26 protein-coding genes and 1 tRNA gene are annotated in these 26,327 nt (G+C 63.2%); 13 read left to right on the forward strand and 14 right to left on the reverse strand.

Annotated features, from left to right (window positions below):
- From ABR948_RS19750 to ABR948_RS19775, 6 genes are all read right to left on the reverse strand, one after another.
- Positions 1-618: RNA polymerase sigma factor region1.1 domain-containing protein (locus ABR948_RS19750; RefSeq protein WP_428121002.1), on the reverse strand; the 618-nt coding region annotated here is incomplete at its 3' end.
- A gap of 238 nt (positions 619-856) precedes the next feature.
- The gene (gene dnaG / locus ABR948_RS19755) at positions 857-2,878 is read right to left on the reverse strand and encodes a DNA primase (RefSeq protein ID WP_428121005.1); all 2,022 of its coding nucleotides are present in this window, start codon (positions 2,876-2,878) and stop codon (positions 857-859) included.
- Positions 2,879-3,059: 181 nt separating this feature from the next.
- A complete protein-coding gene (locus ABR948_RS19760; protein WP_428121007.1) occupies positions 3,060-3,335 on the reverse strand; it encodes a hypothetical protein in 276 nt (91 codons plus the stop codon).
- A 151-nt stretch (positions 3,336-3,486) separates the two neighbouring features.
- Positions 3,487-3,885 carry a gamma-glutamylcyclotransferase family protein gene (locus ABR948_RS19765; RefSeq protein WP_428121009.1) on the reverse strand — a complete coding sequence of 133 codons (399 nt, stop codon included), beginning with the start codon at positions 3,883-3,885 and terminating at the stop codon, positions 3,487-3,489.
- A 114-nt stretch (positions 3,886-3,999) separates the two neighbouring features.
- The gene (locus tag ABR948_RS19770) at positions 4,000-4,812 is read right to left on the reverse strand and encodes a transglutaminase-like domain-containing protein (RefSeq protein WP_428121011.1); all 813 of its coding nucleotides are present in this window, start codon (positions 4,810-4,812) and stop codon (positions 4,000-4,002) included.
- A 2-nt stretch (positions 4,813-4,814) separates the two neighbouring features.
- Entirely contained in the window at positions 4,815-5,705 is an 891-nt protein-coding gene (locus ABR948_RS19775) for a transglutaminase family protein (protein ID WP_428121057.1), read from the reverse strand.
- 98 nt (positions 5,706-5,803) lie between these two features.
- Between ABR948_RS19775 and ABR948_RS19780 the strand changes: the two genes are divergently transcribed.
- Entirely contained in the window at positions 5,804-6,607 is an 804-nt protein-coding gene (locus ABR948_RS19780) for an N-formylglutamate amidohydrolase (protein ID WP_428121014.1), read from the forward strand.
- A gap of 1 nt (position 6,608) precedes the next feature.
- Here ABR948_RS19780 and ABR948_RS19785 read toward each other — a convergent pair whose 3' ends face one another.
- Genes ABR948_RS19785 through ABR948_RS19795 form a run of 3 tightly spaced genes read right to left on the reverse strand, consistent with a single transcriptional unit; the run spans position 6,609 to position 9,122 of the window.
- Positions 6,609-7,226 (reverse strand): LysE family translocator, encoded by a 618-nt coding sequence (locus ABR948_RS19785; RefSeq protein ID WP_428121016.1) that lies wholly within the window; start codon positions 7,224-7,226, stop codon positions 6,609-6,611.
- 2 nt (positions 7,227-7,228) lie between these two features.
- Positions 7,229-7,771, reverse strand: a complete 543-nt coding sequence (locus ABR948_RS19790; protein WP_428121018.1) for a hypothetical protein — start codon at positions 7,769-7,771, stop codon at positions 7,229-7,231.
- A gap of 16 nt (positions 7,772-7,787) precedes the next feature.
- Positions 7,788-9,122 carry an LVIVD repeat-containing protein gene (locus ABR948_RS19795; RefSeq protein ID WP_428121059.1) on the reverse strand — a complete coding sequence of 445 codons (1,335 nt, stop codon included), beginning with the start codon at positions 9,120-9,122 and terminating at the stop codon, positions 7,788-7,790.
- A gap of 302 nt (positions 9,123-9,424) precedes the next feature.
- On the opposite strand from ABR948_RS19795, the gene ABR948_RS19800 reads away from it, so the two are divergent.
- Together ABR948_RS19800 and ABR948_RS19805 are read left to right on the forward strand one after the other, a co-directional pair.
- Positions 9,425-9,739, forward strand: a complete 315-nt coding sequence (locus ABR948_RS19800; RefSeq protein ID WP_428121020.1) for an ArsR/SmtB family transcription factor — start codon at positions 9,425-9,427, stop codon at positions 9,737-9,739.
- Entirely contained in the window at positions 9,732-10,190 is a 459-nt protein-coding gene (locus tag ABR948_RS19805; RefSeq protein WP_428121023.1) for an SRPBCC family protein, read from the forward strand. Before ABR948_RS19800 ends, ABR948_RS19805 begins: the two co-directional genes overlap by 8 nt.
- A gap of 292 nt (positions 10,191-10,482) precedes the next feature.
- Here the strand turns inward: ABR948_RS19805 and ABR948_RS19810 are convergent, their stop codons facing one another.
- The 3 genes from ABR948_RS19810 to ABR948_RS19820 all read right to left on the reverse strand — a co-directional run bounded on the left by ABR948_RS19810 (position 10,483) and on the right by ABR948_RS19820 (position 13,478).
- Positions 10,483-12,093 carry an acyl-CoA synthetase gene (locus ABR948_RS19810; RefSeq protein ID WP_428121026.1) on the reverse strand — a complete coding sequence of 537 codons (1,611 nt, stop codon included), beginning with the start codon at positions 12,091-12,093 and terminating at the stop codon, positions 10,483-10,485.
- A 170-nt stretch (positions 12,094-12,263) separates the two neighbouring features.
- On the reverse strand, positions 12,264-12,719 hold the full coding sequence (locus tag ABR948_RS19815; RefSeq protein WP_428121029.1) for a GatB/YqeY domain-containing protein: 456 nt from the start codon (positions 12,717-12,719) through the stop codon (positions 12,264-12,266).
- Between the two features lie 57 nt (positions 12,720-12,776).
- Complete coding sequence (locus ABR948_RS19820) at positions 12,777-13,478, reverse strand: alpha/beta fold hydrolase (RefSeq protein ID WP_428121031.1); 702 nt, start codon at positions 13,476-13,478, stop codon at positions 12,777-12,779.
- A 163-nt stretch (positions 13,479-13,641) separates the two neighbouring features.
- Here ABR948_RS19820 and carA point away from each other — a divergent pair, with 163 nt between their 5' ends.
- A complete protein-coding gene (gene carA / locus ABR948_RS19825; protein ID WP_428121033.1) occupies positions 13,642-14,832 on the forward strand; it encodes a glutamine-hydrolyzing carbamoyl-phosphate synthase small subunit in 1,191 nt (396 codons plus the stop codon).
- Positions 14,833-15,025: 193 nt separating this feature from the next.
- Complete coding sequence (locus tag ABR948_RS19830; protein WP_428121035.1) at positions 15,026-15,517, forward strand: PaaI family thioesterase; 492 nt, start codon at positions 15,026-15,028, stop codon at positions 15,515-15,517.
- Between the two features lie 117 nt (positions 15,518-15,634).
- Here the strand turns inward: ABR948_RS19830 and ABR948_RS19835 are convergent, their stop codons facing one another.
- Positions 15,635-16,162, reverse strand: a complete 528-nt coding sequence (locus ABR948_RS19835; protein ID WP_428121038.1) for a Dps family protein — start codon at positions 16,160-16,162, stop codon at positions 15,635-15,637.
- Positions 16,163-16,287: 125 nt separating this feature from the next.
- Here ABR948_RS19835 and ABR948_RS19840 point away from each other — a divergent pair, with 125 nt between their 5' ends.
- The 5 genes from ABR948_RS19840 to ABR948_RS19860 all read left to right on the forward strand — a co-directional run bounded on the left by ABR948_RS19840 (position 16,288) and on the right by ABR948_RS19860 (position 22,003).
- Complete coding sequence (locus tag ABR948_RS19840; protein ID WP_428121061.1) at positions 16,288-16,983, forward strand: class I SAM-dependent methyltransferase; 696 nt, start codon at positions 16,288-16,290, stop codon at positions 16,981-16,983.
- Between the two features lie 76 nt (positions 16,984-17,059).
- A tRNA-Ala gene (locus ABR948_RS19845) sits at positions 17,060-17,136 on the forward strand.
- Between the two features lie 284 nt (positions 17,137-17,420).
- The gene (carB, locus tag ABR948_RS19850; protein WP_428121041.1) at positions 17,421-20,750 is read left to right on the forward strand and encodes a carbamoyl-phosphate synthase large subunit; all 3,330 of its coding nucleotides are present in this window, start codon (positions 17,421-17,423) and stop codon (positions 20,748-20,750) included.
- A gap of 143 nt (positions 20,751-20,893) precedes the next feature.
- On the forward strand, positions 20,894-21,367 hold the full coding sequence (gene greA / locus ABR948_RS19855; protein ID WP_428121064.1) for a transcription elongation factor GreA: 474 nt from the start codon (positions 20,894-20,896) through the stop codon (positions 21,365-21,367).
- 237 nt (positions 21,368-21,604) lie between these two features.
- Positions 21,605-22,003 carry a DoxX family protein gene (locus ABR948_RS19860; RefSeq protein ID WP_428121044.1) on the forward strand — a complete coding sequence of 133 codons (399 nt, stop codon included), beginning with the start codon at positions 21,605-21,607 and terminating at the stop codon, positions 22,001-22,003.
- A 131-nt stretch (positions 22,004-22,134) separates the two neighbouring features.
- Here the strand turns inward: ABR948_RS19860 and ABR948_RS19865 are convergent, their stop codons facing one another.
- Positions 22,135-22,614 carry an Lrp/AsnC family transcriptional regulator gene (locus ABR948_RS19865; protein ID WP_428121047.1) on the reverse strand — a complete coding sequence of 160 codons (480 nt, stop codon included), beginning with the start codon at positions 22,612-22,614 and terminating at the stop codon, positions 22,135-22,137.
- A 289-nt stretch (positions 22,615-22,903) separates the two neighbouring features.
- Here ABR948_RS19865 and trxB point away from each other — a divergent pair, with 289 nt between their 5' ends.
- The 3 genes from trxB (at position 22,904) to dapA (ending at position 26,249) form a co-directional block, all read left to right on the forward strand.
- Positions 22,904-23,869, forward strand: a complete 966-nt coding sequence (trxB, locus tag ABR948_RS19870; protein WP_428121049.1) for a thioredoxin-disulfide reductase — start codon at positions 22,904-22,906, stop codon at positions 23,867-23,869.
- 2 nt (positions 23,870-23,871) lie between these two features.
- Complete coding sequence (locus ABR948_RS19875; protein ID WP_428121051.1) at positions 23,872-24,795, forward strand: LysR family transcriptional regulator; 924 nt, start codon at positions 23,872-23,874, stop codon at positions 24,793-24,795.
- Positions 24,796-25,292: 497 nt separating this feature from the next.
- A complete protein-coding gene (gene dapA, locus ABR948_RS19880; protein ID WP_428121054.1) occupies positions 25,293-26,249 on the forward strand; it encodes a 4-hydroxy-tetrahydrodipicolinate synthase in 957 nt (318 codons plus the stop codon).
- The last annotated feature ends 78 nt before the right edge of the window (positions 26,250-26,327 follow it).

Below are 26,327 nucleotides of genomic sequence, written 5' to 3' on the forward strand. Positions count from 1 at the left end.
GGCATAGGTGGCCTCGAGATCGATGATGTCGCGAAGGAAGATCTTTCCTTCGTTGAGTTCGTCGCGCCAGATAATGATGGCTTGGAAGGTGAGCGGGCTTTCGCAGAGCCCCGCGATCATCGCCTCGCGGCCGGCCTCGATGCGCTTGGCAATCGCGATTTCGCCCTCGCGCGACAGCAATTCCACCGTGCCCATCTCGCGCAGATACATGCGCACGGGATCGTCGGTGCGTTCGCCCGGCTCGGACTTCTTGACTTCGGTGACGGCCTTCTGCGTGACCTCGACAAGCTCGTTGTCGGTATCGTCCTCGGCTTCTTCCTGCTTGTCTTCCTCGGCGTCGTCCTCGGCCTCGGTGACATTGATGCCCATGTCGGAGAGCATCGACATGATGTCTTCAATCTGCTCGGGCGAGGTGGTGTCGGAGGGCAGCACTTCATTGAGCTGATCGAAGGTCACGAAGCCGCGCTTCTTGGCCTGCTTGATCATCTTCTTGACGGCGGCATCGGACAGATCGAGCAACGGCGACGGCGCTTCGGCGGAATCCTTCTCCGGGGCGTCTGCTGCCTTGTCGTCTTTTTCCTTGTCTTTAACCTGCAGCGTCTTTGCCTTGGTGGCCATTCATTGCTCCTGAAACGCGCTCATGCAGGGTACGTCGCCGCGCCCGCCTTGAATTACTGAATCACTTACGACGCGGAAAGGGCGGCGCAGACCATCGCCACCCCCGAATCTATTTTGTCGGTTTGCGCTTATGACCCGCAGGCCCTTAAGCTTCGCTTAACCCTGTTTTTGCCGCCAAACCATGGATTTGGCGAGTCTTTTCGCGGTTCCGAGGGCCGTCGTCCGCATCATTTTTTAATCAAACGCTCCGTTGGAACCGGCCCGATGACTCTCCAAAACCCTCAATCAGGGCTTCGGTTCCGTCCACTTCCGCCAGCCGCGCCTTGACGTCGCGCAGCCATCCCAGATTGGCCTCGCTGGCCTCGTCACCCAGTGCCAGCTCGGCATCCTTCAATTCCCTAAGTAAGGAGTGCCATTGGCGATGCAAGGATACCAGCTGGTGCCAGGTGGAAAGAACGTCCTCCCGCGCCGCGCCGGCTTGCGTGCCCCACACCGCCGAGGTCGTGATCGCGCCCTCAACCCTTTGAAGTGTCTGCGAAAATCCGCCCGCGGCCAAATCAGCCCGCATCTTCGCGCTGGCCTCGATGGGCTCGGGGCTCTGGTGATGGTCGTGGGCGAAGGCCGCGATGATCCCGGCGCGCAGTCTGTGCGCCTCGGGGTGGGCCAATTCCAGCGCCGCGACTTCTTCCAGATGCTCGTGCAGCAGCCAGGGGTGGTTGATCAGCGATTGCAGAATCAGCGCCTCCCGACGCGACATCGCGCTGCGCTGGCCGCGCATGATGGGGCTGGTCGCGAGCTGGGAACTCGCGGCCTGATAGGGGCCGCGGTTGATGGTCTGGCTGCCGGCCGAGCCCTGGGAGCGGCCGGATCTGGGCTCGAATCGGCCCGCCGCCCCCGGGGTGAACGAGCCACGGGGGGCAAAACGCCGGCCTGATTCGCCACTGAGGCTGCCTGCGGGTCCGCGATAGGGGTAGCCGCCCCGCGCGGTTTCGGGCGCGAAGGTCTGCTGCAGCCGCTTGGCCAGATCCTGGCGATAATAACGCCGCACCACCTCGTCGCGGATGCCGTTGGAAAGTTCGCCGATGCGTTTTTCCAGCGCCGCGCGCCGCTCCGGCGTCGCATAGGTGCCGCCTTCGATCTCGCGCGACCAGATCACGTCGGCAAGGCCGCGCGCCGCCCCGATCACTTCCTCGATCGCCGCCCGCCCGCCCGAGCGCGCGAGATCGTCGGGGTCCTGCCCTTCGGGCAGCAGCGCAAAGCGAAGACTTTTTCCCGGCAGCAGATGCGGCAGCGCGAGGTCAGCGGCGCGCCAGGCCGCCTTCTGCCCGGCCTTGTCGCCGTCGAAACACAGTATCGGCTCGTCGGCCATCTTCCACAGCAGCGCGAGCTGGTTTTCGGTCAAGGCCGTTCCGAGCGGCGCCACGGTGGCGGCGAACCCCACTCCGACCATCGCGATGACGTCGACATAGCCTTCGACCACCACCAGCGGCGCGCCGTTGTGGGTGGCGAGGCGCGCGGGCGCGAGGTTGTAGAGATTGTCGCCCTTGTGAAACAACGGCGTTTCCGGCGAGTTGAGATATTTCGCCGGCTGGTCCTTCTCCAGCGCGCGGCCGCCGAACGCGATCACGCGCCCGCGCAGGTCACTGATCGGAAACATCACGCGGTCGCGGAAACGGTCATAGGGCACCGGGATGTCGTCGCCCGCGATCAGCAATCCCGCTTCGACCATGTCCTCGACCGGAATGCCCTGCGCGCCCAGATGCTCCTTGAGCGCAAAGCGTTCGCCGGGCGCATAGCCGATGCGGAACTGCACTTGCGTGGCGGGCGAAATCGCGCGATCGGCGAGATAGCCGCGCGCCTTGGCGCCGCCCCGCGAGGCCAGCGTGTCGGCGAAGAATTTCGCGGCGAGGTCCATCACGTCATGCAGCGTCTTGCGGCGCTGCTCATGGCGCGCGGCATCGGGTGTCACCGCCGGGAGAGGCACCCCGGCCATCGAGGCCAGACGTTCCACGGCTTCGGTGAAGCCGACGCCCTCGGTCTCCATCAGGAACGAGATGATGTCGCCGTGCTTGCCGGAGGAGAAATCGTGGTAAAAACCCTTCTGGTCGTTGACCGTGAACGACGGCGATTTCTCCTGCTGGAACGGCGACAGCCCCTTCCACTCCCGCCCCGCCCGCTTCAACTTGACGCGCCGGCCCACGACTTCCGAAACCGGAAGCCGGGCGCGCAGTTCATCGAGAAATTGGGGCGTAAAGCGCATGGGTCATTGTGCGGTTGAGTCGGGGGAAGAGTCTTTAACAAGTGTTGGCCAACCGACTAGGGATATAGGGCTGGCCGGCTAAAATACGAGGATTGTTGGGCTTCTCCCGGCTATTCACAGGGGGCGGTGACTGCCCCCTCTCCCGCGCTTGCGGGGGAGGGTCGGGGTGGGGGCTCTCTCGCTACGGGGACCTTCGAGAAACGCGATCGACTGTCACCAAGCTGGCTTTACCGCTGTCGTCGAAAATCCGCTCTTGCGGTGCCGGTTCGCAGCCCTCGATGCCGTCCTCGTCAAATACGTGTTCCACGACGGCATACGGCGGCCCGCTATACCAGAAGGGATCATGGTCGAGATCAAGCCTGATCGCCGCGATCGTGCGCGCGCCAACATCCGTGCATCGCCAACGGCCGGTCGCCGTAAGGAACTCAATTCCGATTTTGAAATCCGAGTGTTTCATCGGAGCATTCTAGCACGTAAGCGGACGACCTCGTTGCGTCGATTTAAGGGACCGAGTCAAACCGTCAGCGCTCGCTGGTCGAGGAGCCCCACCACAACCCTCCCCCGCAAGCGGGAGAGGGAGCAGACCGTATCGCGCATTGAGCCGTACCCTACCCCTCCAGAAACCGCCCCGAGGCGATCCATGGCAGGTGGGCGACCGGCCAGTTGTAGACATAGGTCCAGGCCTCGCGCACGGCGCCGTCGCGCAGCGTCACCGGCAGCATCCGCCTGACATATTCGGTCGGCTCGGCAAATCCCTCGCCGCAGGCCTCGTACATGTCGAATTCGCGCAGCAATTCATTTGGCTGGCGCAGCCGGTAGAGTTCGCCGAACACGACGTCGTTGGCGTCGTCCGACAGCACCAGTCCGGGATAATGCTTCACCCGATAAAGCCGGCCGCGGCAGCGCGCCTCGCCGATGAAATCGGCGCTGCGCGACAACAGCTGCGCCATCGGATGATCGAAGCCGCGCATCAGCGTGCCGTAGACGAAGAGGCGATCGGAGGTCATGGGATTGTCTATAACCGTCATTGCGAGCGAAGCGAAGCAATCCATAGAGCGGCACAAGGAAAGAATGGATTGCTTCGTCGCTTTCGCTCCTCGCAATGACGAAAGAGTCGAGTTTTACGCCGCCACGACTTCATCGCTGACGACGACGAACTTCACCAGATCCATCCGTCCAAAGCTCGTGGTCAGCGCGACGTCGGCGGCGTCGCGGCCGGTGCCCATCAGGATGCGGCCGATGCGCGGATGAACGTGGCGGGCGTCGAAAGTGTACCACTGGCCGGACAGATAGGCCTGAAACCAGCCGGAGAAATCCATCGGCGCTGGATCGGGCGGAATGCCGATATCGCCCATATAGCCGGTGCAGTAGCGCGCCGGGATGTTCATGCAGCGGCAGAAGGTCAGCGCCAGATGCGCGAAATCACGGCACACACCGGTGCCTTGCTCGTAGACGTCCTGGGCGGATTTCATATGATGGGCGTGTTCGTAGCCGAAGGTGACATGGTTGTGCACGAAGTTGCAGATCGCCAGCACCCGGTCCCAGCCGGGTCTGGTGGTGCCGAACAGCGACCAGGCGATATCGGTGAGCTTGTCGGTTTCGCAGTAGCGGCTCGCCATCAGGTACATCAGCACTTCGTCCGGCAGTTGATCGATCGGCACCTGCTGCGCCGAGGGCATCACCACATCGGGCAGACCGGAATCGCGCACCAGCGCGCGGCCGCGCAAGGTCACGCCACCGGCCGGCGCCACCAGCCGGCCGCAGACATTGCCGAAACTGTCGCGGTAGAATCCGATCGGCACATTGGGCTCGGCGACGATGCTTTCGGTGCCGACGATGTCGGAAAAACGCGACGGGTGAATGCTGAGCATGATCACCATCGGGGTCGGCTGCACCGCCGCGTAGGTGATCTCGAAGCCGACCTTGATTTCCATGACTACGCCCTCGCTGCTTCACTGGTCGCAACAACGTCGATGCTGACATCCATGCCGACGAACGCATCGGCGGAACCGAGATAGGTGCCGTGCAGCGGGATCGCCTGGCGCGGATCGCGCGCCACCGCGACCCGCACCAGGTCGCGGGTGCCGACAATGCCGTTGGTGGGATCGAATTCGATCCAGCCGGCGCTCGGCAGATAGACCTGCACCCAGGCATGGGTCGAGCCGCCGCCGGCATAATTGTGGGCACGGTCGCCGGGGATGAAGATATATCCCGACACGAAGCGCGCCGCGATGCCGAGCCGCCGCAGCGCCTCGATCATGAACAGCGCATAGTCGCGGCAGGTGCCGGACCTGGTCTGCAGCGTATCGAGCGGATGCTGGGTGCCGTGCTCATGCCGCTTGCGATAGCTGAATTGCTTTGGGATGCCGTGGGTCATGCCGGAGAGAATATGGAAGGTCGGGGTCGGCCCTTCCGGATCGAGAAAATCCAGCGCCCACGCCGACAGCGCGCCGGCGGGATCGCCATATTGCGGCGTGATGAACTGGACGAGGTCGGGAAACTCGTCCTTGTTGTAGACGAACGGATAGAAATAGGCGGGATCGTCGGCGGCCGGCTGGAACTCCTCGGCCGGATGGTGCTCGACCACCGCGGTCGACAGGAACGACAGGGTCTGCGCGCGCTCGTCGAAGGTCGCGATCGCGACGCTGTTGCCGAACACGTCGTGAATCCAGCGCAGCGACATCGGCTCCGGCACGATCGTGAGGCTGCCCGACAGCACGCGCAGATCGTGGCCGTCACGCGGGCGCAGCATGATGCGATGTTCGCCGAACGCCACCGGGTGCGCATAGCGATATTCGGTCTTGTGGTGAATCGTCAGCACGGGCATCGTCGAGGCAATCATCGTGATTTCTGGCAATCTAATCTATACCGATAACTGCTTATTTCTAAATCGGCATGCTGCTTCGATAGGCAGCAGTTAGGGAAATGGCCTTGGACAACGCCGGCGGCACAGCATTACTCCTGGACACGGAAGATGTTCCGCCGGTCCACGAAGATAATGCGTCGGCCGGTTCGCCGTTCCTGCTGACCTCGGATCATTACGGCCGCGCGATCCCGCGCCGTCTCGGCGATCTCGGGCTGCCGGCCGACGAGCTGACGCGGCATATCGCCTGGGATATCGGCATTGCCGGCGTCGCCGACGCGCTGTCGCGACAGCTCGGCGCGCATCTGATCGCGCAGCGCTACTCGCGGCTGGTGATCGACTGCAACCGCCCGCCGGGCGTGCCGAGCTCGATCCCGCGCATCAGCGAAGCGACCATCATTCCCGGCAACGAGGCGCTGACGCGCGAGGTAGCCGAGACGCGGCGCGCGGCGGTGTTCGATCCCTATCATCGCCGCATCGCCGAGGTGATCGAGGCGCGCCGGCGCGATTCGATTCCAACCGTGCTGGTGTCGCTGCACAGCTTCACGCCGGTGTATGCCGGAATCGCGCGGCCCTGGCATATCGGCACGCTCTATCATCGCGACACCAGGCTGCCGCCGCTGCTGCTGCAACAGTTGCGCGCCGAGGCCGAGCTCGTGGTCGGTGACAACGAACCCTATGCGGTGAGCGACGAGACCGACTACACCATCCCCGTGCATGGCGAGGCGCGCGGGCTGATGAACACCGGCATCGAAATCCGCCAGGACCTGATCGCCGAGCCCGCCGGCCAGATCGAATGGGCGGATCGATTGGCGCGCATCTTCGGCGAGATCGAGATCACGCTGCGCGCGCAGGGGCTGGTTTAACTCACCGCGCCCGCGTCAGCGCCAGCCAGAGGCCGCCGCCGATCATGAAGCCGCCGGAGACGCGCGACAACAGCCGCGTGCGCCGCGCCGAGAAGAACCGCCGCGCGCGGCCGGCCAGCACCGCATAGATTGTATCAGTGATCGCGCCCGTCATCATGAAGGTGACGCCGAGCAGCGCCACCTGCGAGACATGATCCTGGCTCATGTCCATGAATTGGGGAATGAACGCGCCGAAGAACACCAGCACCTTGGGATTGGACAGTGTCACCAGAAGACCCTGCAGGAAAAAACCACCGCGCGGGTGCGGCGATGGCGCCTCGGCACTGACGCCCGCAACCGGCGCGCGGATCAGCCTGATGCCGAGCCAGACCAGATAGGCCGCACCGGCGAACCGCACCCAATCGAACCAGTAGCCCATGGTGGCCATCAGCGTGGTCAGCCCGATCGCGACGATGCCGATCACGATCGCGAGGCCGAGTTGCGCGCCGGCGATATTGATCAGCGCCGCGCGGGTGCCGTGGCGCAGGCCATTGGCGATCACCAGCGTGACGAACGGCCCCGGCAGGAGCGCGAGCGCGACGCAGGCGGCGACGAAAGCGAGATAGAGCTGAAGGGACATGATCAACCTCCGTCCACCGCCAGCGTCATCCAGCGTGACATCTCGCGCGACTTCAGAAACTCCAGCGCCGCGCGCTGGACGCCTGACGCGGCACCACGGCCGTGCGCGACCGCGACCAGGAGATCGCAGTGCCGCGACACCGCGATGCCGACCGCGGTGTGCCTGGAGCCGTCCTGCATCCGCAAATCATAGCTGCGCAGGCGTCCGTGCATGTCGGCCACCTCGATCAGTTGGCCCGGCGCCAGCGGCGCGAAACGTTCGCTCATCAGATCGAGATCGGCCACGCGGTCGACCTCGTCATCATCGGCGACGCCGGTGTCGCAATTGCTGCAGAAACCGATTTTGGGCCGCACATAGACCTCGACGCCGTCGCCACACGCGGCCGTGTCGCAATGGAAGGCACGCCCGGCCGGCCATCCATCGCGCGGAAACGGCCAGGCGATTTCGTGCCAGCCGCCCTCACCGGATCGGACATGCTGATAGCCGGCGACACCCGACGCCGTGCAAATCGCGACGGCCAATGCGGTCAACAGCGATCGGCGCATCTAATAGTTCACCCCGTCATGGCAGGCCGGCCACGGCGCGCGCCGGCCCGGTCAGTTCCAGAATATGCAGGCCGGTATTGGCGCGATCGACGATATAGATATAGCCGCGCTCATCGGTCTCGACATTGTTGGTCTGGATCGCGACCTTGCAGCGATCCTTGCCGTCGATCTTGACGCAGCGCTTGTCGGTCGCCGCCGTGATCGCGGGGATGAAATAGCCGACTTCGGTCGGGTGATAGGGATCGCGAATGTCGAGCGCGCGCACGCCGGCATTGAAGAAGGAGATGAACGCCATCTTCTTGTAGTAGACCGGCGCCATGCTCTCGTTGGAGGAATGCGAGCCGAACCGCCCGCCCCGTTCGCAGAACGCGCCCGAGGCTTCCGGCACCGTGAAGCTCGAGATCATCATCGGACGGGTCTCGGTGGTGACGTCGGCGAACCAGACCATCTGCCGCGGCTCGGCGCATTCGTTGACGATCTCCTCGTCGACGATCATGACGATGTCGCGGCTCTTGCCGTCCTTGTCCTTGGCGAATTCCGCGATCGGCATTTTCAACATTGGAAAAGTGGTGTGGGCGCCGTTGAAGGCGGACATCGGCATCCGGGAGATTTCCGGCAGCCGAAGATTCTCCGCCGTCGGCTCCTTCGGGCCGTTGAGCAGCTTGTCGCGATCGACGATCTGCAGGAAGCCGCCCTTGTCGGTGCCGTAGCCGAAATAGACGCGGTTGCCCTGCGGGCCGGCCGAGATCGGCCCGTGCACCTCGGTCGGCACCGCGCCGGTCGCGCCCGGCTCCTGGCCGGGCAGCCCGAAATCCCTGATCTTCTGGGGATGCGCGGGATCGCTGAGGTCGTAGATCATGGTCATGCGGCGCGTGCGCCAGTCGGGCGCGCCCGATACCAGAAAGGCAATGCCAGTCTCGCATTCCCACCAGTTCTTGTGCGTGTCCTTGAGGCCACCGATCCGGGTGATCAGAACCGGATTGGCGGGATCGGCGGTATTCCAGATTTCATGCGCCTCGCTGCCGAAGGTGCGCAGCATGTAAACCGCGTTGGGATCACCCTTGGGCAATTGCTTGCCGTCGCAGACGCGGACCATCTGCGCGCCGCCGCCCTCGTATTTTCCCTCCTGACCGGGAATGTGGTGCAGGTATTTCGGATGCGCGGGATCGGTGACGTCGACGATCGAGGTGCCGTTCGGTTCGGCCTTGCCGGTCAGCGGATTGACCGGATCGGGAATCTCGTCGGTGCCGCCGTGATGGCCGACATAGGCGATCCAGCGATCGCCCTGATGATGGATGGTGGGCTGATAGGCGCTGCGCGCCTGCAGGTCGTTGGCTCCGACCAGTTTCATGTTGGAGGCTTCGGGCGGAGCCCCGATCACCTGGCTCGTTATCACCTGGCTCTGCGCATAGGCAGTAGAGCCGCACGTGATCCAAACTACCGGGAGAGAGCAAATTGCCGAGAAAAAGAATGAGAGCTTTACCGAGAGAGAGTTTGCCAGTTTGAGACGACCGGTCATGTTTTTTCCACCCAGGTTTTCAAAACCAATCTTCGTTGGTCGGAGGCGACGCTAGCACAGCAAAACGACGCGCCAAAACACCATCTTGACATGCAACCATTAGGTTGCCTATTATGCCTGCCATGGATCCTGCGATGGATGAAGTCTTCAAAGCGCTGGCCGATGCATCGCGACGGTCACTGCTCGACCGGCTTCACATCAAGAACGGACAGACCCTGAACGATCTCTGCGACGGCCTCGCCATGACCCGGCAGGCCGTGACCAAGCACCTTGCGATTCTCGAGGCCGCCAACCTCGTCACCACGTTCAGGCATGGCCGCGAGAAGCTGCACTATCTCAACCCGGTGCCGATCCACCAGATCGGCGAGCGGTGGATCAAGAAATTCGAGCGCGGCAAGCTCGCCGCGCTCGGTGAATTGAAACGGCAACTGGAGAAACGCGATGAGTAAACCGGAATTCGTCTATGTCATCTACATTCAGTCTCCGGTGCAGAACGTCTGGGACGCCTTGAAAGACCCGGAGATGACCAAGGAATTCTGGGGCCGCCGCCGCAACCAGTCGGACTGGAAGACCGGATCGGAATGGCGTCATGAGAACTATGATGATGCGACCGATGTCGCTGTCGCCGGCACCGTGGTGGAAAGCGATCCGCCGCGCAGGCTGGTGCTGACATGGAAGCATCCGAATGACACTTCCCCTGACGCCGTCTCCCGCGTCAGCTTCGATATCGAGGAGTTCAAGGGCTCAGCGCGCCTGACGGTGACCCACACGGATCTCGGCCCGGAGATGCTGCGCAGGATCAGCTCCGGTTGGCCGGCTATCCTGTCCAGCCTGAAAACGCTGCTCGAAACCGGCGCCTCGCTGCCGATGACGCGGCAGCACTGGAGCAAGGCAAGCTAGATCGATCGGGTATTCCGGCGCGGCAGCGCTGAAGCAACCGGGCATCGCGACGCCGTGAGTTAGGCGACGTCGTCAATCACAATCGATGTCGTCCCGGCAAACGCCGGGACGACGATGGAGGGAAGTCGCCGTCACCCGCTGACTGTCATCACCCGCGAAAGCGGGTGATCCAGTATTCCAGAGCAGTCGTGATAAATCGAGAAGCCGCAGCGTACTGGATACCCCGCTTTCGCGGGGTATGACGACCGAGCTGATGCATCGACCGAGCTTATGCATCGACCATCGTCATTTACTACCCCAACTGCCGCAACTCCCGCCGCAGCACTTTTCCCGTCGCCGTCATCGGCAGCGTCTCGGTGAACTGCACAAAGCGCGGATATTCATGGGCGGCGAGTTGCACCTTGACGAAATCCTGGATCTCGCGCGCCAGTGCGTCACCGGGCGCAAAACCCGGCCGCAGCACGATCCAGGCCTTGATCGATTCGGTGCGGATTGGATCGGGAATCCCGACCACCGCCGACATCGCCACCGCGGGGTGCTTCATCAGCGTGTGCTCGATTTCCGAAGGCCCGACGCGGTAGCCGGCGGTGGTGATCACGTCGTCCTCGCGGCTGACATACCAGAAATAGCCGTCCTCATCCTGGACCCCGAGATCGCCGGTCAGCAGGAATCCCCCGGCGTATTTTTTCGCGGTCGCCTCCGGATTGCGCCAGTATTCGAGCATGGCGCACGGGTTGGGCTGGCGCACGCCGATGATGCCGCGCTGGCCGCGCGGCAATTCGCGGCCCTGCTCGTCGACAATACGCACATCGAATCCGGGCGTCGCCTTGCCCATCGAGCCCGGCCGGATCGGAAACAATTTTTCGTTGCTGCCGATCACCAGATTGCATTCGGTCTGGCCATAGACTTCGTGGGCATCGATGCCGAAGGTCGCGCGCACCCAGTCGAGCAGTTCACCGCCCAGCGATTCGCCGCCGGTGAAGATGCTGCGCAATTTGACGCCGGGATGGCTGACGTCAGCCTGCCGCATCAGCTTCAGCGCCGTCGGCGGCAGGAACACGTTGCGCACGGCATGGTCGGCCATCATCTGCATCGCGGCCTGCGGCTCGAATTTGCGCGCCCGATGGCCGACGATCGGCACGCCGTGATACCAGCTCGCGAACAGCGCGTTGATGAGCCCGCCGATCCAGGCCCAGTCGGCCGGCGTCCACATCAGGTCGCCGGGCTTGGGCAGGAAATCGTGACACATCTCGACGTTCGGCAGATGGCCGAGCACGACGCGATGGGCGTGCAGCGCGCCCTTGGGATTTCCCGTGGTACCGGAGGTGTAGATGATCATCGTGGGGTCGTCGGCCGCGGTGTCGATCGTCGTGAACTCCGCCGACGCCGCCTTCAGCGACGACCAGAACGGCCTGGTGCCATCAGGCGCGCGCTCGCCGATGACGTAGATGCTGGCAAGATCCGGCAGCCGGTCACGGATTTTCGCGAGCTTCTCCCATCCGGTCGCGTCGGTGACGATGGCCCGGGCGCCGGAATTCGACAGTCGAAACTCCAGCGCGTCCTCCCCGAACAGCGCAAACAGCGGGATCGATATCATGCCGGCGCGCAACGCCGCCAGATGCGCGACCGGCAATTCCAGCGACTGCGACAGGAACACCGCGACGCGGTCGCCGGGCACAAGACCATCGGCCGTGAGCACATTGGCGAAGCGGCGCGACATCTCGCTGATGGCGTCGAACGACGTGCGCTGCGCGCCGCCATCCTCATCGAGATAGATCAGTGCCAGACGGCCGGTGCCATCGGCATGGCGATCGCAGCACGCGGTCGCGATGTTGAAGCGCGCCGGAATGTCCCAGCGGAAGTCGCGGTAGAGCGCGTTGTAGTCGGTGGTTTCGGTGAGCATGACGACGGCTTTCGAATTTCGCACACCTCAGAAGCGTCGTCCCTGCGAACGCAGGGACCCATAACCACCGGATTTAGTTATGGGCCTAACGCCTCAACATCTGATCCAAATCGCGCCTTCACGGCGTATGGGTCCCCGCGTTCGCGGGGACGACGACCAACGTTTACGCTTCACCCCGCCAGCGCCGCCTTCACCATGCCACTGGCCTTGCCGAAATCCATCTGCCCGGCATATTTCGCTTTCAAGGCCCCGATCACCTTGCCCATGTCCTTGATCCCGGCGGCGCCGGTCTCGGCGATCACGGCCGAGATCGCGGTCTTGACGTCGGCTTCCGACATCTGTTTGGGCAGATAGGCCGAGATGATCGCGATCTCCTCGCGCTCCTGGGCGGCCAGTTCGGCGCGGCCGCCCTTGTCGTAGAGCTCGACCGATTCCTGGCGCTGTTTGATCATCTTCTGGAACACGCCGAGCAGGTCGCCATCGCTAAGCGGCGGCTTGCCCTGCCCGCGCGCGTCGATGTCGGCATTCTTGATGGTCGAGTTGACCATCCGCAAGGTGGAGAGCTTGCGCTCGTCCTTGGCCCGCATCGCGTCCTTGACCGCGTTATTGATGTCGTCGCGCAGCATCGTGTTGTCCTCACAAAATCCAACTCCTGATCTAGGCCGTTCGCGGCCATGAAACAACTAGCTCCGCAGCCATTCCACCAAGGCGTCCGCGGTCGCCCGCGGTTGTTCGACCTGCGGCAGGTGACCGCACGAGGTCAGGATCGTGAGTCTGGCGCCGGGAATACCCTGCGCCATCTCGACCGACAGTCTATTGGGGATGGTGTTGTCCTCGTCGCCGGTCAAGACCAGCGTCGGGCACTTGATCCACGCCATAATGGGGCGCGAATCCGCCCGGCCCATGATGGCGGTCTGCTGGCGCACAAAGGCCGCGACGCCGATGTCGTCGCCCATGTCGTGCACCAGTTGGCGCAAGCCGGCTTCACCCTGCCGCGACGGATGCACGAAACCCGGGAATAGTTCATCGAGGATGGCGTGGTACTCGCCTCCTTGCGCGCGGGCGATCTGGCCACGGCGGCGCGCGGTCGCCTCGGGCGTATCCGGCCGCGCCTGGGTGTTGATCAGCGCCAGTTTTGCCACACGCTCCGGCGCCTGCCGGATGATCTCGAACGCGATGTAGCCGCCCATCGAATGCCCGGCCAGCGCGAAACGCGGTGGCGCCTCGGCCAGGATCCGCCGCGCGATCGCGCCCATATTGTCGTCGCGGATATGGTTGGCCACCGTCACCGGGCCGAACCGCCACAGCGCCGGGATCACCGGCGCGTAGATTCTGGGCGAGGACACCAGCCCCGGAACCAGCAGAATCGGCATCGTATTGTCCATGCTCGGCCGGCCCCCGGACCCTGCGAATTTGACGAAAATCACCGCTTCGCGACGGCCCCCAGATTAAAAGCCCGCCGTTCCCTGTCAAATCGGCGCAAACCGCATGTGAATCCGCCACTTCCGGCTTTGACGCGTGACGGTGCGACGACTATGTAATGCGTTCATGACAACCCCGGAAAACGCCTCAGCCTGGCCGGATCACACACCGACCGCGCTCCTCGTGCTTGCCGACGGCACCGTGCTGGAGGGCTTCGGCCTCGGCGCGGAAGGCCACGCGGTCGGCGAAGTCTGCTTCAACACCGCGATGACCGGCTATGAGGAGATTCTCACCGATCCCTCCTATGCCGGACAGCTCATCACCTTCACCTTTCCGCATATCGGCAATGTCGGCACCAACGACGAGGATATCGAGACGGTGAACATGGCGGCGACGCCGGGCGCGCGCGGCGTGATCCTGCGCGCCGGCATTACCGACCCCTCGAACTACCGCGCCTCGCGGCATCTCGATTCCTGGCTGAAGGCACGCGGCATCATCGGACTTTCCGGGATCGACACCCGCGCGCTCACCGCGCTGATCCGCAGCAAGGGCATGCCCAACGCCGTGATCGCGCATGCGCAAGACGGCGAGTTCGATCTGCACGGGCTGAAGGAAGAAGCCCGCGAATGGCCCGGCCTCGAAGGCATGGACCTGGTCCCGATGGTGACGTCAGGCCAGCGCTTCACCTGGGACGAGACGCCATGGGCGTGGGAAAAAGGTTTCGGCCGCCAGACCGCGCCCGAATTCAACGTCGTCGCCATCGACTACGGCATCAAGCGCAACATCCTGCGCCTGCTCGCCGGTGAAGGCTGCAAAATCACGGTGGTGCCGGCGACCACCTCGGCTGAGGAGATCCTGGCGCTGAAGCCCGACGGCGTATTCCTGTCGAACGGCCCCGGCGATCCCGCCGAGACCGGCAAATATGCCGTGCCGGTGATCCAGAAGGTGATCAGTTCGGGCACGCCAACCTTCGGCATTTGTCTCGGCCATCAGATGCTGGGCCTCGCGGTCGGCGCCAAGACCAGGAAGATGCATCAGGGCCATCACGGCGCCAATCATCCGGTCCGGGACGAGACCACTGGCAAGGTTGAAATCACCTCGATGAACCACGGTTTCGCGGTGGATCAGACGACCCTGCCCAAAGGCGCGACCCAGACCCATGTCTCGCTGTTCGACGGCTCCAATTGCGGCATCCAGCTCGAGGGCAAGCCGGTATTCTCGGTGCAGTATCACCCGGAAGCCTCGCCCGGCCCGCGCGACTCGCATTATCTGTTCAAGCGGTTTGCCGATCTGATGCGGGCGAACAAGAGCGCGTAAGGTCTCCGGCGTTGCCCGGATGTTGCGCAGCCCGCCGCCCCTCGTCATTGCCGGGCTTGACCCGGCAATCCATCTTTCTGAAGGGTGATGGATGCCCGGATCAAGTCCGGGCATGACGATGTGTTATGTGTCGAAAGCATCGGTATAACCATGCTATGACGACCATCATCGAAACCTAGCTTCGGATCCGCTTATGCACGACACCTCCGCCCCCAAGGTCGAATACGGCGTGACGCCCACGCACATCATGGCTGCAATGCCGGGCATCGATTTCGTCCGCGCCATCTTCGCGGGCAAATTGCCGACGCCGCCGATCATGCAGACCATCGAACCCTTTGACTCCACGGCCGAACCGGGCGTCATCACGTTCCACAGCATTCCCGGCTTCCGGCATTACAATCCGATCGGCTCGGTGCACGGCAGCTATGCCGCGGCATTGCTGGATTCCGCGATGGGGCTCGCGGTGCATTCGATGCTGCCGGCCGGCACCGGCTACACCACACTCGAATTCAAGATCAGCTTTATCCGCGGCATGACCGAGGATACTGGCCCGGTGCGCTCCGAAGGCCGCACCCTCAATGTCGGCCGCCGCGCCGCCACCGACGCCAAGGGCCGCCTGCTGGCACACGCCACCACGACCTGTCTGGTGTTCGAGCTTCCCACCGACATACCGAAGGGGATGTGACGCGGAAACGTAGGGTGGGCAAAGCGTAAGCGTGCCCACCATCTTGCTTCACGGGACAAATGGTGGGCACGGCGCGAAGGGCGCCTTTGCCCACCCTACGATTTACTTCGATTGGCGCTACGCCTCGTTGGCGCCTTCCTGGCGGCTGGCCTCGAACAGGAACCAGGTGCGGCGCTCGGTTTCGTCGATGAAGGTTTCGAGCAAGCCGGCGGTGCCGGAATCCTCGTGGTCGTCGGCGAGCTTGTGGGCTTTTCGCATCGCGGCCGCCATGTGCTTGTTGTCTTCCATCAACTCGCGCAGCATTTCGCGCGGCGGCACGTAGCTCTCGTTATTGTCCTGAATGGTCTGCAGTTTCCCGATCTGCCCGATCGAGCGCAGCGTGTTGCCGCCGAGCTTGCGCACGCGTTCGGCCAGTTGATCGGTGGTCGCGAAAATCGCCTCGGACTGCTGGTCGAGCATCAGATGATAGTCGCGGAAGTGCCGGCCGCTGACATGCCAGTGAAAATTCTTGGTCTTCACATAAAGCGCGAAGGCGTCGGCCAACAGCGTGTTGAGCGACGTCGAAATCTTTTCCACCGCCGCCGGCGGCAGATCGGTCGGGGTATCGAGGTCGCGGGAGACCTTCTCGGACTTGGCTTTGCTCACGGTGCACCTTCCTGTTAGGAAACCAGACGTTGACGGCAATGGACACGGCTCGCCGGACCATCTAACGCATCATGCGCGCACCGGTTCCGCTCCCCGGAACCCTGTTTTACCGGACGCCTGAAACCATGGACGACTGGATCGACTATTACGATTCCACCCACACCATTTACGCGAGCCGGCTGCATCGCGACCTGCATTTTCAGCTGATCGCCAAGGATATCATCGGCTACATTTCCTCACCCGACGCCGTGGTGCTCGATTATGCCTGCGGCGAAGCGCTGTCGGCGACCAAGGTGGCGGAGGCCTGCGGCACGCTGTATTTGGCCGAGCCCGCGCCGGGGGTGCGCGGCCGGCTGATCGCGCGCTTTGCCCCGAACACCAAAATCAGGGTGCGCTCGCTGGAAGATCTGCGGAAAATGGCGGAGAAATCGGTCGATCTCGCGGTCATGAATTCGGTGGCGCAATATATGACGCCGGCCGAACTGGATTCCGCCTTTGTGGTGATCCGGCGACTGCTGAAGCCCGGCGGCCGGCTGATTGTGGGCGATATCCTGCGTCCGGAAGTCGGCATGATCAGGGACGTCGTGGCGCTGTTACGCTTCGCGCTGACCCACGGTTTTCTGCGGGACGCGCTGATCGGGCTGGTCTCCACCGCGCTGTCGGATTACCGGCAACTGCGCGCGCGCGTCGGCCTGCAGCGCTACAGCGAAGCCGAGATGATCGCCAAACTCGCGGCATGCGGATTTACCGCCTCGCGCGCCCATTTCAATATCGGGCACAATCCGTGGCGGATGACATTTGTCGCGCGGCACGCGTTCTAGTCTGACTGGTCCCCGCCGTTAGCGTTAACGCACGTCAACCATGGCCCGCCAGCGCGGGATCGGCGATGATCGGATCGGCCCGGTGGCGGAAAGCGTCGACGCGGGAGCAATGCATTGCTCTTTATCCTGGTTCAAATCCAGGCCGGGCCTCCAGCCTTCGCTGGCTACGCCAGCTTCGGCTCGGCGAGCCAGCCACCTTTTCAGTTCGGCAGACCAGCCAATTCTCCGGCTTAGCGGACTTGCCGGGCTTGCCGCGCCGTAGCTCGCAGAGCGAAGGCGGGCAAAATGCCGGTTGATGGAGCCTTTAAGCCCCTTTCGCGGTTGCGGAATCTGGTCTAAAGACCACCCGCGCGCAAGGGCAACCTGGCGCTATGGCTCAGGGGACGCGCGGTAGGCGCGCCCTTTTTTTGTGCCCAATTTCCTCTCCGTGAGACTTGATGCCCAAAAGAACCGACATCTCCACCATCCTGATCATTGGCGCCGGCCCGATCGTGATCGGCCAGGCCTGCGAATTCGACTATTCCGGCACCCAGGCGGTCAAGACGCTGAAGGACGAGGGCTATCGCATCGTCCTGGTCAATTCCAATCCGGCCACCATCATGACCGATCCGGAACTGGCTGACGCCACCTATATCGAACCGATCACGCCGGAGATCGTCGCCAAGATCATCGAAAAGGAACGCTACATTCTCCCGGGCGGTTTTGCCCTGTTGCCCACCATGGGCGGACAGACTGCCTTGAACTGCGCGCTGTCGCTGCGCAAGCAGGGCACGCTCGCAAAATTCGACGTCGAGATGATCGGCGCCACCGCCGACGCCATCGACAAGGCCGAGGATCGCGGCCGCTTCCGCCAGGCCATGACCCGGATTGGGCTGGAAACGCCGCGCTCGATCCAGACCAAGAACCTGCCGGACGCGCTGCGCGCGCTCGATGACATCGGCCTGCCCGCGATCATCCGCCCCTCCTTCACCATGGGCGGCACCGGCGGCGGCATCGCCTACACCAAGGCGGAATTCATCGAGATCGTCGAGCGCGGCATCGACGCCTCACCCACCGACGAAGTGCTGATCGAGGAATCGGTGCTGGGGTGGAAAGAGTTCGAGATGGAGGTGGTGCGCGACAAGAAAGACAATTGCATCATCATCTGCTCGATCGAAAACCTCGATCCGATGGGCGTGCATACCGGCGATTCGATCACGGTGGCGCCGGCGCTGACGCTGACCGACAAGGAATACCAGATCATGCGCGACGCCTCGCTGGCGGTGCTGCGCGAGATCGGCGTCGAGACCGGCGGCTCCAATGTGCAGTTCGGCGTCAATCCGGCCGACGGGCGCATGGTCGTGATCGAGATGAACCCGCGGGTGTCGCGCTCCTCGGCGCTGGCGTCGAAGGCCACCGGCTTTCCGATCGCCAAGGTCGCCGCCAAGCTCGCGGTCGGCTACACGCTGGATGAAATCGCCAACGACATCACCGGCGGCGCGACCCCGGCCTCGTTCGAGCCGACCATCGATTATGTCGTCACCAAGATTCCGCGCTTCGCGTTCGAGAAGTTTCCCGGCGCCTCCTCCACCCTGACCACCTCGATGAAGTCGGTCGGCGAAGTGATGGCGATCGGCCGCACCTTTCAGGAGAGCCTGCAGAAGGCCTTGCGCGGGCTCGAGACCGGGCTGACCGGGCTCGACGAAATCGAGATCGAGGGCCTAGGGCGCAGCGACGACAAGAACGCGATCCGCGCCGCGCTGGGTACGCCGACGCCGGACCGCCTGTTGCAGGTGGCGCAGGCGATGCGGCTCGGCTGGAGCAATGACGAGATCTTCACCTCCTGCAAGATCGATCCGTGGTTCCTGGCGGAAATGCGCGGCATCGTCGAGATGGAGCACAAGATCAAGCATAACGGCCTTCCGTCGAACGCGTTCGGGATGCGGAGCCTCAAAGCAATGGGCTTCTCCGATGCGCGCCTCGCGGTGCTGGCGCAGACCACCGAGGCCGAGGTGACGGCAAAGCGCCATGCGCTCGGGGTACGTCCGGCGTTCAAGCGCATCGACACTTGCGCGGCCGAATTCGCCTCGCCCACCGCCTACATGTATTCGACCTATGAATCGCCGTTCGCGGGTGTCGTCGCGGACGAAAGCGCGCCGTCGGACAAGAACAAGGTGATCATTCTCGGCGGCGGCCCCAACCGCATCGGCCAGGGCATCGAGTTCGACTATTGCTGCTGCCATGCCTGCTTCGCGCTGCACGACGCCGGCTACGAGACCATCATGATCAACTGCAATCCCGAAACGGTGTCGACCGATTACGACACCGCCGACCGCTTGTACTTCGAGCCGCTGACCGCCGAAGACGTGCTTGAAATCATCGCCACCGAAAAGAAGAACGGCACGCTGCACGGCGTGATCGTGCAGTTCGGCGGCCAGACCCCGCTCAAGCTCGCCCACGCGCTGGAAGCCGCCGACGTACCGATCCTCGGCACCTCGCCCGATGCGATCGATCTGGCCGAAGACCGCGACCGCTTCAAGCGCGTGCTCGACAAGCTGCGGCTGAAACAGCCCAAGAACGGCATCGCCTATTCGGTCGAGCAGGCGCGGCTGGTAGCCGCCGACCTCGGCCTGCCGCTGGTGGTGCGCCCGTCCTATGTGCTCGGCGGCCGCGCGATGCAGATCATCCGCGAGGACAACCAGCTCGGCGACTATTTGCTCGGCACCTTGCCGGAGCTGGTGCCGGGCGACGTCAAGGCGCGCTATCCCAACGACAAGACCGGGCAGATCAATACCGTGCTCGGCACCAATCCTTTGTTGTTCGACCGCTATCTGTCCGACGCCATCGAGATCGACGTCGACTGCCTGTGCGACGGCAAGGACACCTTCATCGTCGGCATCATGGAGCATATCGAGGAAGCCGGCATCCATTCCGGCGACTCGGCCTGCTCGCTGCCGCCGCATTCGCTCGACGCGGCGATGATCGCCGAACTCGAGCGCCAGACCCGCGAACTCGCGCTCGGCCTCGACGTGGTCGGATTGATGAACGTGCAATACGCCATCAAGGACGGCGACATCTACGTGCTCGAGGTCAATCCGCGGGCGTCGCGCACGGTGCCGTTCGTCGCCAAGGTGATGGGCATTCCGGTGGCGAAGATCGCCGCCCGGCTGATGGCCGGCGAGAAGCTCGTGGACTTCAAGCTGAAGAAGCGCAAGCTCGATCACGTCGGCGTCAAGGAATCGGTATTTCCGTTCGCCCGTTTCCCCGGCGTCGACACCGTGCTCGGCCCGGAGATGCGATCGACCGGCGAGGTGATGGGCATCGACCGCTCGTTCGAAGTGGCCTTTGCCAAGAGCCAACTCGGCGGCGGCACCCGCGTGCCGCGCAAGGGCACGGTATTCGTCTCGGTCCGCGACACCGACAAGACCCGCATCGTCGATGCGGTACGGCTGCTATCCTCGCTTGGCTTCAAGGTGATGGCGACGTCGGGCACGCAGCGCTTCCTCACCGATCACGGGGTGCCCACCGAAAAAGTGAACAAGGTGCTGGAAGGACGGCCGCATATCGTCGACGCCATCATGAACGGCGACATTCAGCTGGTCTTCAACACCACCGAAGGCCCGCAGGCGATGGCCGACAGCCGCTCATTGCGCCGCGCTGCCCTCTTGCATAAAGTGCCATATTACACCACTCTTTCAGGGGCCGTGGCGGCCGCGCAGGGCATCCGCGCCTATCTGGGCGGGGACCTTGAGGTCCGCACCCTGCAGAGTTATTTTTCCGAAACCTGATCCCTGGGCCGGGCGCCATGCCCGGCAATCGATCGGCAATGAAGCCCTCGTGACCGGAACTTGCCAGTCATGAGGGCATTCTGTTTCGGCGTTTGTGCGTGCCGCGGATTGGTCCGCATGAAGTTGAAGGACGAAAAGCGATGATGGAAAAGGTTCCGATGACCGCTGGCGGCTATGCCGCCCTTGAGGTCGAGTTGAAAAAGCGCCAGTCCGAGGACCGTCCGCGCATCATTGAGCATATTGCCGAGGCGCGCTCGCATGGCGACCTTTCGGAGAATGCGGAGTATCACGCCGCCAAGGAAGAGCAGTCGCACAATGAAGGCCGCATCGCCGAGCTGGAAGACAAGCTGGCGCGCGCCGACATTATCGACATCAGCAAGCTCTCCGGCGACACCGTGATGTTCGGCGCGACCGTGACGCTGGTCGACGAGGATACCGACAAGAAAGCGGTGTGGCAGATCGTCGGCGAACCGGAAGCCGATGCCAAGAAGGGCCGCATCTCCATCACCTCGCCGCTGGCGCGCGCGCTGATCGGCAAGAAAAAAGGCACCTCCGTCGAGGTCGTCGCCCCCGGCGGCGCCAAGGCCTATGAGATCACCAAGGTCGAGTTTCGCTGATTACAGCGAACTGCCTTCGAACTGAAAAGCCAAGACACTGTACTCAACAAGACACTGTATTCAACAAGACATGACATTCAAAAAACCGCGCCCGGTGGCGCGGTTTTTCTGCTGCGCTGCGAACGCATGTAGCGGTTTTCCACCGCAGAATATTTTTGGTGGCGTCGTGTTTCGTTGCTCGACAACGTCGCCGGCGCTGCGAAGATGCGGGATTGACCTATCCAACAGGGGGACGACGTGGACCAGACCTTTGCCAGATTTCAACCGATAGCCTTGAGCCTGTTTCGTTTCATCACCGGGTTGCTGCTGTTTCAGTACGGCGTCGCCAAGATATTGAAATTCCCTGTCGTGCCGCAGTTCGAGAAAGTCGAGCTGTTCTCGCTGATCGGCGCCGCCGGCACGCTCGAACTGGTACTGGGCGGATTGCTGATGATCGGCCTGTTTTCGCGGATCGTGGCCTTCATCCTGGCGGGTGAAATGGCGTTTGCCTATTTCATCGCACATTTTCCGCGCGGCTTTTTTCCGCTGCTCAACAACGGCACCGCAGCGATCCTGTTCTGCTTTGCCTGCCTCTATCTGGCGACGTCAGGCGGCGGGCCGTACAGCGTTGATGCGATGATGGGGAAGAAGGATTGAGAAGATCACTCGTCATTCCGGGGCGATGCGAAAGCATCGAACCCGGAATCTCGAGATTCCCCGATGCGCAATTGCGCATCTGAGGTTCGCGTCTTCGACGCGCCCCGGAATGACGACGAGATACGACCGCGCTACCCCGGCACTTTCAATTCCAGCGGCACCGCGGCCTCGTATTTGGAATTGTGCAGCACCAGCGACGTCCTGACATTGCGGACATGCGGCGCCGCGGTCAGATGGGTGACGAAATCCTGAAACGTCGCCATGTCGGGCGCCACGCATTTCAGGATGAAATCAACCTCGCCCGACAGCATCCAGCATTCGCGCACCAAGGGCTCGCCGCGCACGAAATCCTCGAAGGCGCGCAAATCAGCGTCGGCCTGGCTGGACAGATGCACCGAGGCGAACACGGTGACGTCAAACCCGAGCCGCCGCGGATCCAAGAGCCCGCGGTAACCCTGGATATAGCCGGCCTCTTCCAGCGTCCGGACCCGGCGCAGGCAGGGCGGCGGGGAAATACCGACGCGTTTGGCCAGTTCCACGTTGGTGATTCGGCCATCGGCCTGGATTTCGCTGAGAATTCTAAGGTCGATTTCGTCCAGATTCTTCGACACGCGGGTCCAGATCCTATCAATTTCCTGGGCTGAGAAGGCCGGCGGGGAATAACGGCAACACTCTTAGCCCAGCTGAGGCAAGTTGCGCAATTTTATTGCGCGTGCGCTGCGCCATTTATCCCGCTCAGATCCCGCTCACGGGAAATTTTGCTGATTTGGATTGCAATTCTTGCATAGCTCGCCAGATGCCTTAGACTTGCAATTGACACTTTCGGCGCCTCCGCGATGCCTTTCCGGGCGCCCTCCGCTCAAGCACTGATCAAATTCCCTTCAGAAAGGGATCTACCGCATGCCTGCCCCTATTCACGCGAAGGTCGTCATCATCGGTTCCGGGCCGGCAGGTTACACCGCCGCGATCTACGCCGCGCGCGCGATGCTGGAACCGGTGCTGATTCAGGGCATCCAGCCCGGCGGCCAGCTCACCATCACCACCGACGTCGAGAACTATCCGGGCTTCGCCGACGTGATCCAGGGCCCGTGGCTGATGGAGCAGATGGAGAAGCAGGCCGCCCATGTCGGCACCAAGATCGTCACCGATCTCGTCACCAAACTCGATCTGACGCAGCGGCCGTTCCGGCTGAGCTGCGACAGCGGCGACGTCTATCTCGCCGAAACCGTCATTCTCGCCACCGGCGCCCAGGCGCGCTGGCTCGGCACCGCGTCGGAAGAGAAATTCAAGGGCTTTGGCGTGTCGGCCTGCGCCACCTGCGACGGATTTTTCTATCGCGGCAAGGAAGTCATGGTGGTCGGCGGCGGCAACACCGCGGTCGAGGAAGCGCTGTTTCTCACTAACTTCGCCTCGCAGGTGACCATCGTGCACCGCCGCGATCACTTCCGCGCCGAGCGCATCCTGCAGGAACGCCTGTTCAAGCATCCCAAGATCAAGGTGGTCTGGGACAGCGCGATCGACGAAATCTGCGGCACCGAAAACCCCGGCAAGGTCACCCATGTCCGGTTGAAGAACGTCAAAACCGGCACCCTGACCGAACTGCCGGCTGATGGCGTCTTCATCGCGATCGGCCACGCGCCGGCGACCGAGCTGGTGCAGGGCCAGATCAAGCTGAAGCCGTCGGGCTATGTCGAGGTGGCGCCGAACTCGACCGCGACCTCGGTGCCCGGCGTGTTCGCCGCCGGCGATGTCGCCGACGAAACCTACCGGCAGGCGGTCACCGCCGCGGGCCTTGGCTGCATGGCCGCGCTCGAAGCCGAACGCTTTCTCGCACTGCGCGCCAGCGACCGCGCGGCGGCGGAATAATCATGCCTCGAACCCGCGACGGATTTACCGATATGGACTGGGACAAGCTGAAGGTGTTTCACGCAGCGGCCGAAGCGGGCAGCTTCACGCATGCCGGCGAGCAGCTCGGCCTGTCGCAGTCGGCGGTTTCCCGCCAGGTCAGCGCGCTGGAGCAGGAGCTCTCGGTATCGCTGTTTCACCGTCATGCCCGCGGCCTCATTCTCACCGAGCAGGGCGACCTGTTGTTCCGCACCGCGCATGACGTGTTCATGCAACTTCAAGCCGCGCGCGCCAAACTCACCGACAGCCGCGAGCGGCCGAGCGGCGACCTCAAGATCACGACTACGCCCGGCGTCGGCATCAACTGGCTGATCCCGCGACTGGGCGAGTTCACCGCGCTTTATCCGGAGATCAGGATTTCGCTGATCGTCACCGACGAGGAACTCGACCTCTCGATGCGCGAGGCCGACGTCGCGATCCGCACCCGCAAGCCGACCCAGCCCGACCTGATCCAGCGCAAGCTGTTCGCGATGGGCTTCCACGCCTATTGCTCGCCGGAATACATCAAGCGCTTCGGGACGCCGCGCACCCTCGACGAACTCGACGCGCATCGCATCATCACGCTCTCGGACGGACAGGTCGCGCCGCATCTGCAGAACCGCAACTGGCTGATCGAGGCCGGCCGCAACGGCACCGGTCCGCGCGAGGCCTATTTCAAGGTCAACAACATCCTGGGCCTGGTGCGCGCGTGCCAGCAGGGACTGGGCATCGCGGCGCTGCCGGACTATCTGGTCGAGGAAAACAACCGCCTGGTCCAGCTGTTCGGCGAATCCGATTCGATCCAGCTCGATACCTACTTCGTCTATCCCGAAGAGTTGAAGACGGTGGCGCGGGTGCAGGTGTTCCGCGACTTCGTGGTCAGCAAGGCGCAGCGCTGGCCGTCTTAATTATCGCTCGATAAGCCCGCGATCTCCGCATGTCTGACATGCGGAGTGAACGGTTGCCGCACAGCACTAACACGGACCATAATGTTCGGACGCTGAGCATTCACGTTGCACATTTGTCCCCCTCCTCCAGTGGCGCGGGTGTTCAGTAATCCCTCTTGGAAGGTGATTGTGTCGGCCTCACGTGGCCAATACCTTAAGCCGGACTCTCGCGAGTCCGGCTTTTTTTTGCGCTGTATGCCCTGATATTGCAGTGTGCTGCAGTGCGGTTGCGCTGCGGTGCGATTGCCACCCGTTGACAGAATCCGCATCGGCCATCATCATCGCCGCATGATCACGAATTCGTGCACCGCAGCGCTGTCGAAAAAAGCGCCCCATCCGGGGGCTCCAGATCGGCGCGCGCGATAGACTTCTCGCCCAATCCGACCTGCCAAAACCCCGCCGTCTGGACGGGGTTTTTTTATGGCTCCGTCTCCGGCTCACCCCAAGGAGATGAAACCATGACTGACATCGGATCTAGTGGCCTCAGGTCTTTGCTGCATGGCCTCTGGCTGCCGCTGGTGACGCCGTTTCGCGATGGCGCCATCGATGAGGCGTCGCTGCGGCGGCTGGTGCGGCACTACGCCGCCCTGCCCGTCGACGGGTTGATCCTCGCGGCGACCTCGGGGGAAGGCCTGACGCTGAGCCCGACCGAGCTTGAGCGGATCGTGACGCTGACACGAGCCGAGAGTGCCGGGCGCAAGCGGTATTTGCCGATCGTTCTGGGATTATCGGGCAGCGATACCAGGAAGATGCAGGACACGCTGGACGAGACGGCGGCCTGGCCGATCGACGGCTACCTGATCTCAAGCCCGTATTATTCGCGACCCTCGCAACGCGGCCTCACGCAGCATTTCAGCGCGCTGGCAGACCACGCCTCATGGCCGATCGTGCTCTACAACATTCCCTACCGCTGCGCGGTCAATCTGACCAACGACACGCTGCTGCGGCTTGCCGAACATCCGAACATCGTCGGCCTGAAGGATTGCGGCGCCGACCGCGCGCAGACCATCGACCTGTTGCGCCGGCGGCCGGCCGGGTTTCGGGTTCTGACCGGCGAGGACGCGCAATATTACGACGCGCTGACCGACGGCGCCGATGGCGCCATCCTGCTGTCGGCGCATTTCGAGACTGAAACCTTCGCGGCGATCCGCACGCTGCTGAAGGAGGGCAACCGTGACGCCGCGCTGACGCACTGGCAGAGCGTTGCCGATCTGACCAGGCTTTTGTTCGCCGAGCCGAGCCCGGCGGCCGCGAAATATTGGCTGGCGCGCACCGGCCTGATCGCGCGCGCCGAACTCCGCCTGCCGATGGTGGAGGTCAGCGCCGAACTGGCGGCGCAGCTCGATGGGGAGATCGAACGGCGCGAAGCGTTTGCGCAAGGCAGCGAGCGGACCGGATCAACGGGCGGCCGATGACGGGCGATGCGATGAAGCAGGGGTCGGCTTATCGGGAAGATCGGGGGTTACCAGCAGACCCTCGGAGTGTAGCGATTG

The sequence above is a fragment of the Bradyrhizobium sp. genome, from assembly GCF_050014615.1.
Lineage (GTDB): Bacteria > Pseudomonadota > Alphaproteobacteria > Rhizobiales > Xanthobacteraceae > Bradyrhizobium.

Bases quoted from the DNA above. Each gene is read 5' to 3' on its own strand.
- dnaG (WP_428121005.1), bottom strand. From the start codon at position 2,878: ATGCGCTTTACGCCCCAATTTCTCGATGAACTGCGCGCCCGGCTTCCG.
- ABR948_RS19760 (WP_428121007.1), bottom strand. From the start codon at position 3,335: ATGAAACACTCGGATTTCAAAATCGGAATTGAGTTCCTTACGGCGACC.
- ABR948_RS19765 (WP_428121009.1), bottom strand. From the start codon at position 3,885: ATGACCTCCGATCGCCTCTTCGTCTACGGCACGCTGATGCGCGGCTTC.
- ABR948_RS19770 (WP_428121011.1), bottom strand. From the start codon at position 4,812: ATGGAAATCAAGGTCGGCTTCGAGATCACCTACGCGGCGGTGCAGCCG.
- ABR948_RS19775 (WP_428121057.1), bottom strand. From the start codon at position 5,705: ATGCCCGTGCTGACGATTCACCACAAGACCGAATATCGCTATGCGCAC.
- ABR948_RS19780 (WP_428121014.1), top strand. From the start codon at position 5,804: ATGGCCTTGGACAACGCCGGCGGCACAGCATTACTCCTGGACACGGAA.
- ABR948_RS19785 (WP_428121016.1), bottom strand. From the start codon at position 7,226: ATGTCCCTTCAGCTCTATCTCGCTTTCGTCGCCGCCTGCGTCGCGCTC.
- ABR948_RS19790 (WP_428121018.1), bottom strand. From the start codon at position 7,771: ATGCGCCGATCGCTGTTGACCGCATTGGCCGTCGCGATTTGCACGGCG.
- ABR948_RS19795 (WP_428121059.1), bottom strand. From the start codon at position 9,122: ATGAAACTGGTCGGAGCCAACGACCTGCAGGCGCGCAGCGCCTATCAG.
- ABR948_RS19800 (WP_428121020.1), top strand. From the start codon at position 9,425: ATGGATGAAGTCTTCAAAGCGCTGGCCGATGCATCGCGACGGTCACTG.
- ABR948_RS19805 (WP_428121023.1), top strand. From the start codon at position 9,732: ATGAGTAAACCGGAATTCGTCTATGTCATCTACATTCAGTCTCCGGTG.
- ABR948_RS19810 (WP_428121026.1), bottom strand. From the start codon at position 12,093: ATGCTCACCGAAACCACCGACTACAACGCGCTCTACCGCGACTTCCGC.
- ABR948_RS19815 (WP_428121029.1), bottom strand. From the start codon at position 12,719: ATGCTGCGCGACGACATCAATAACGCGGTCAAGGACGCGATGCGGGCC.
- ABR948_RS19820 (WP_428121031.1), bottom strand. From the start codon at position 13,478: ATGGACAATACGATGCCGATTCTGCTGGTTCCGGGGCTGGTGTCCTCG.
- carA (WP_428121033.1), top strand. From the start codon at position 13,642: ATGACAACCCCGGAAAACGCCTCAGCCTGGCCGGATCACACACCGACC.
- ABR948_RS19830 (WP_428121035.1), top strand. From the start codon at position 15,026: ATGCACGACACCTCCGCCCCCAAGGTCGAATACGGCGTGACGCCCACG.
- ABR948_RS19840 (WP_428121061.1), top strand. From the start codon at position 16,288: ATGGACGACTGGATCGACTATTACGATTCCACCCACACCATTTACGCG.
- carB (WP_428121041.1), top strand. From the start codon at position 17,421: ATGCCCAAAAGAACCGACATCTCCACCATCCTGATCATTGGCGCCGGC.
- greA (WP_428121064.1), top strand. From the start codon at position 20,894: ATGGAAAAGGTTCCGATGACCGCTGGCGGCTATGCCGCCCTTGAGGTC.
- trxB (WP_428121049.1), top strand. From the start codon at position 22,904: ATGCCTGCCCCTATTCACGCGAAGGTCGTCATCATCGGTTCCGGGCCG.
- ABR948_RS19875 (WP_428121051.1), top strand. From the start codon at position 23,872: ATGCCTCGAACCCGCGACGGATTTACCGATATGGACTGGGACAAGCTG.
- dapA (WP_428121054.1), top strand. From the start codon at position 25,293: ATGACTGACATCGGATCTAGTGGCCTCAGGTCTTTGCTGCATGGCCTC.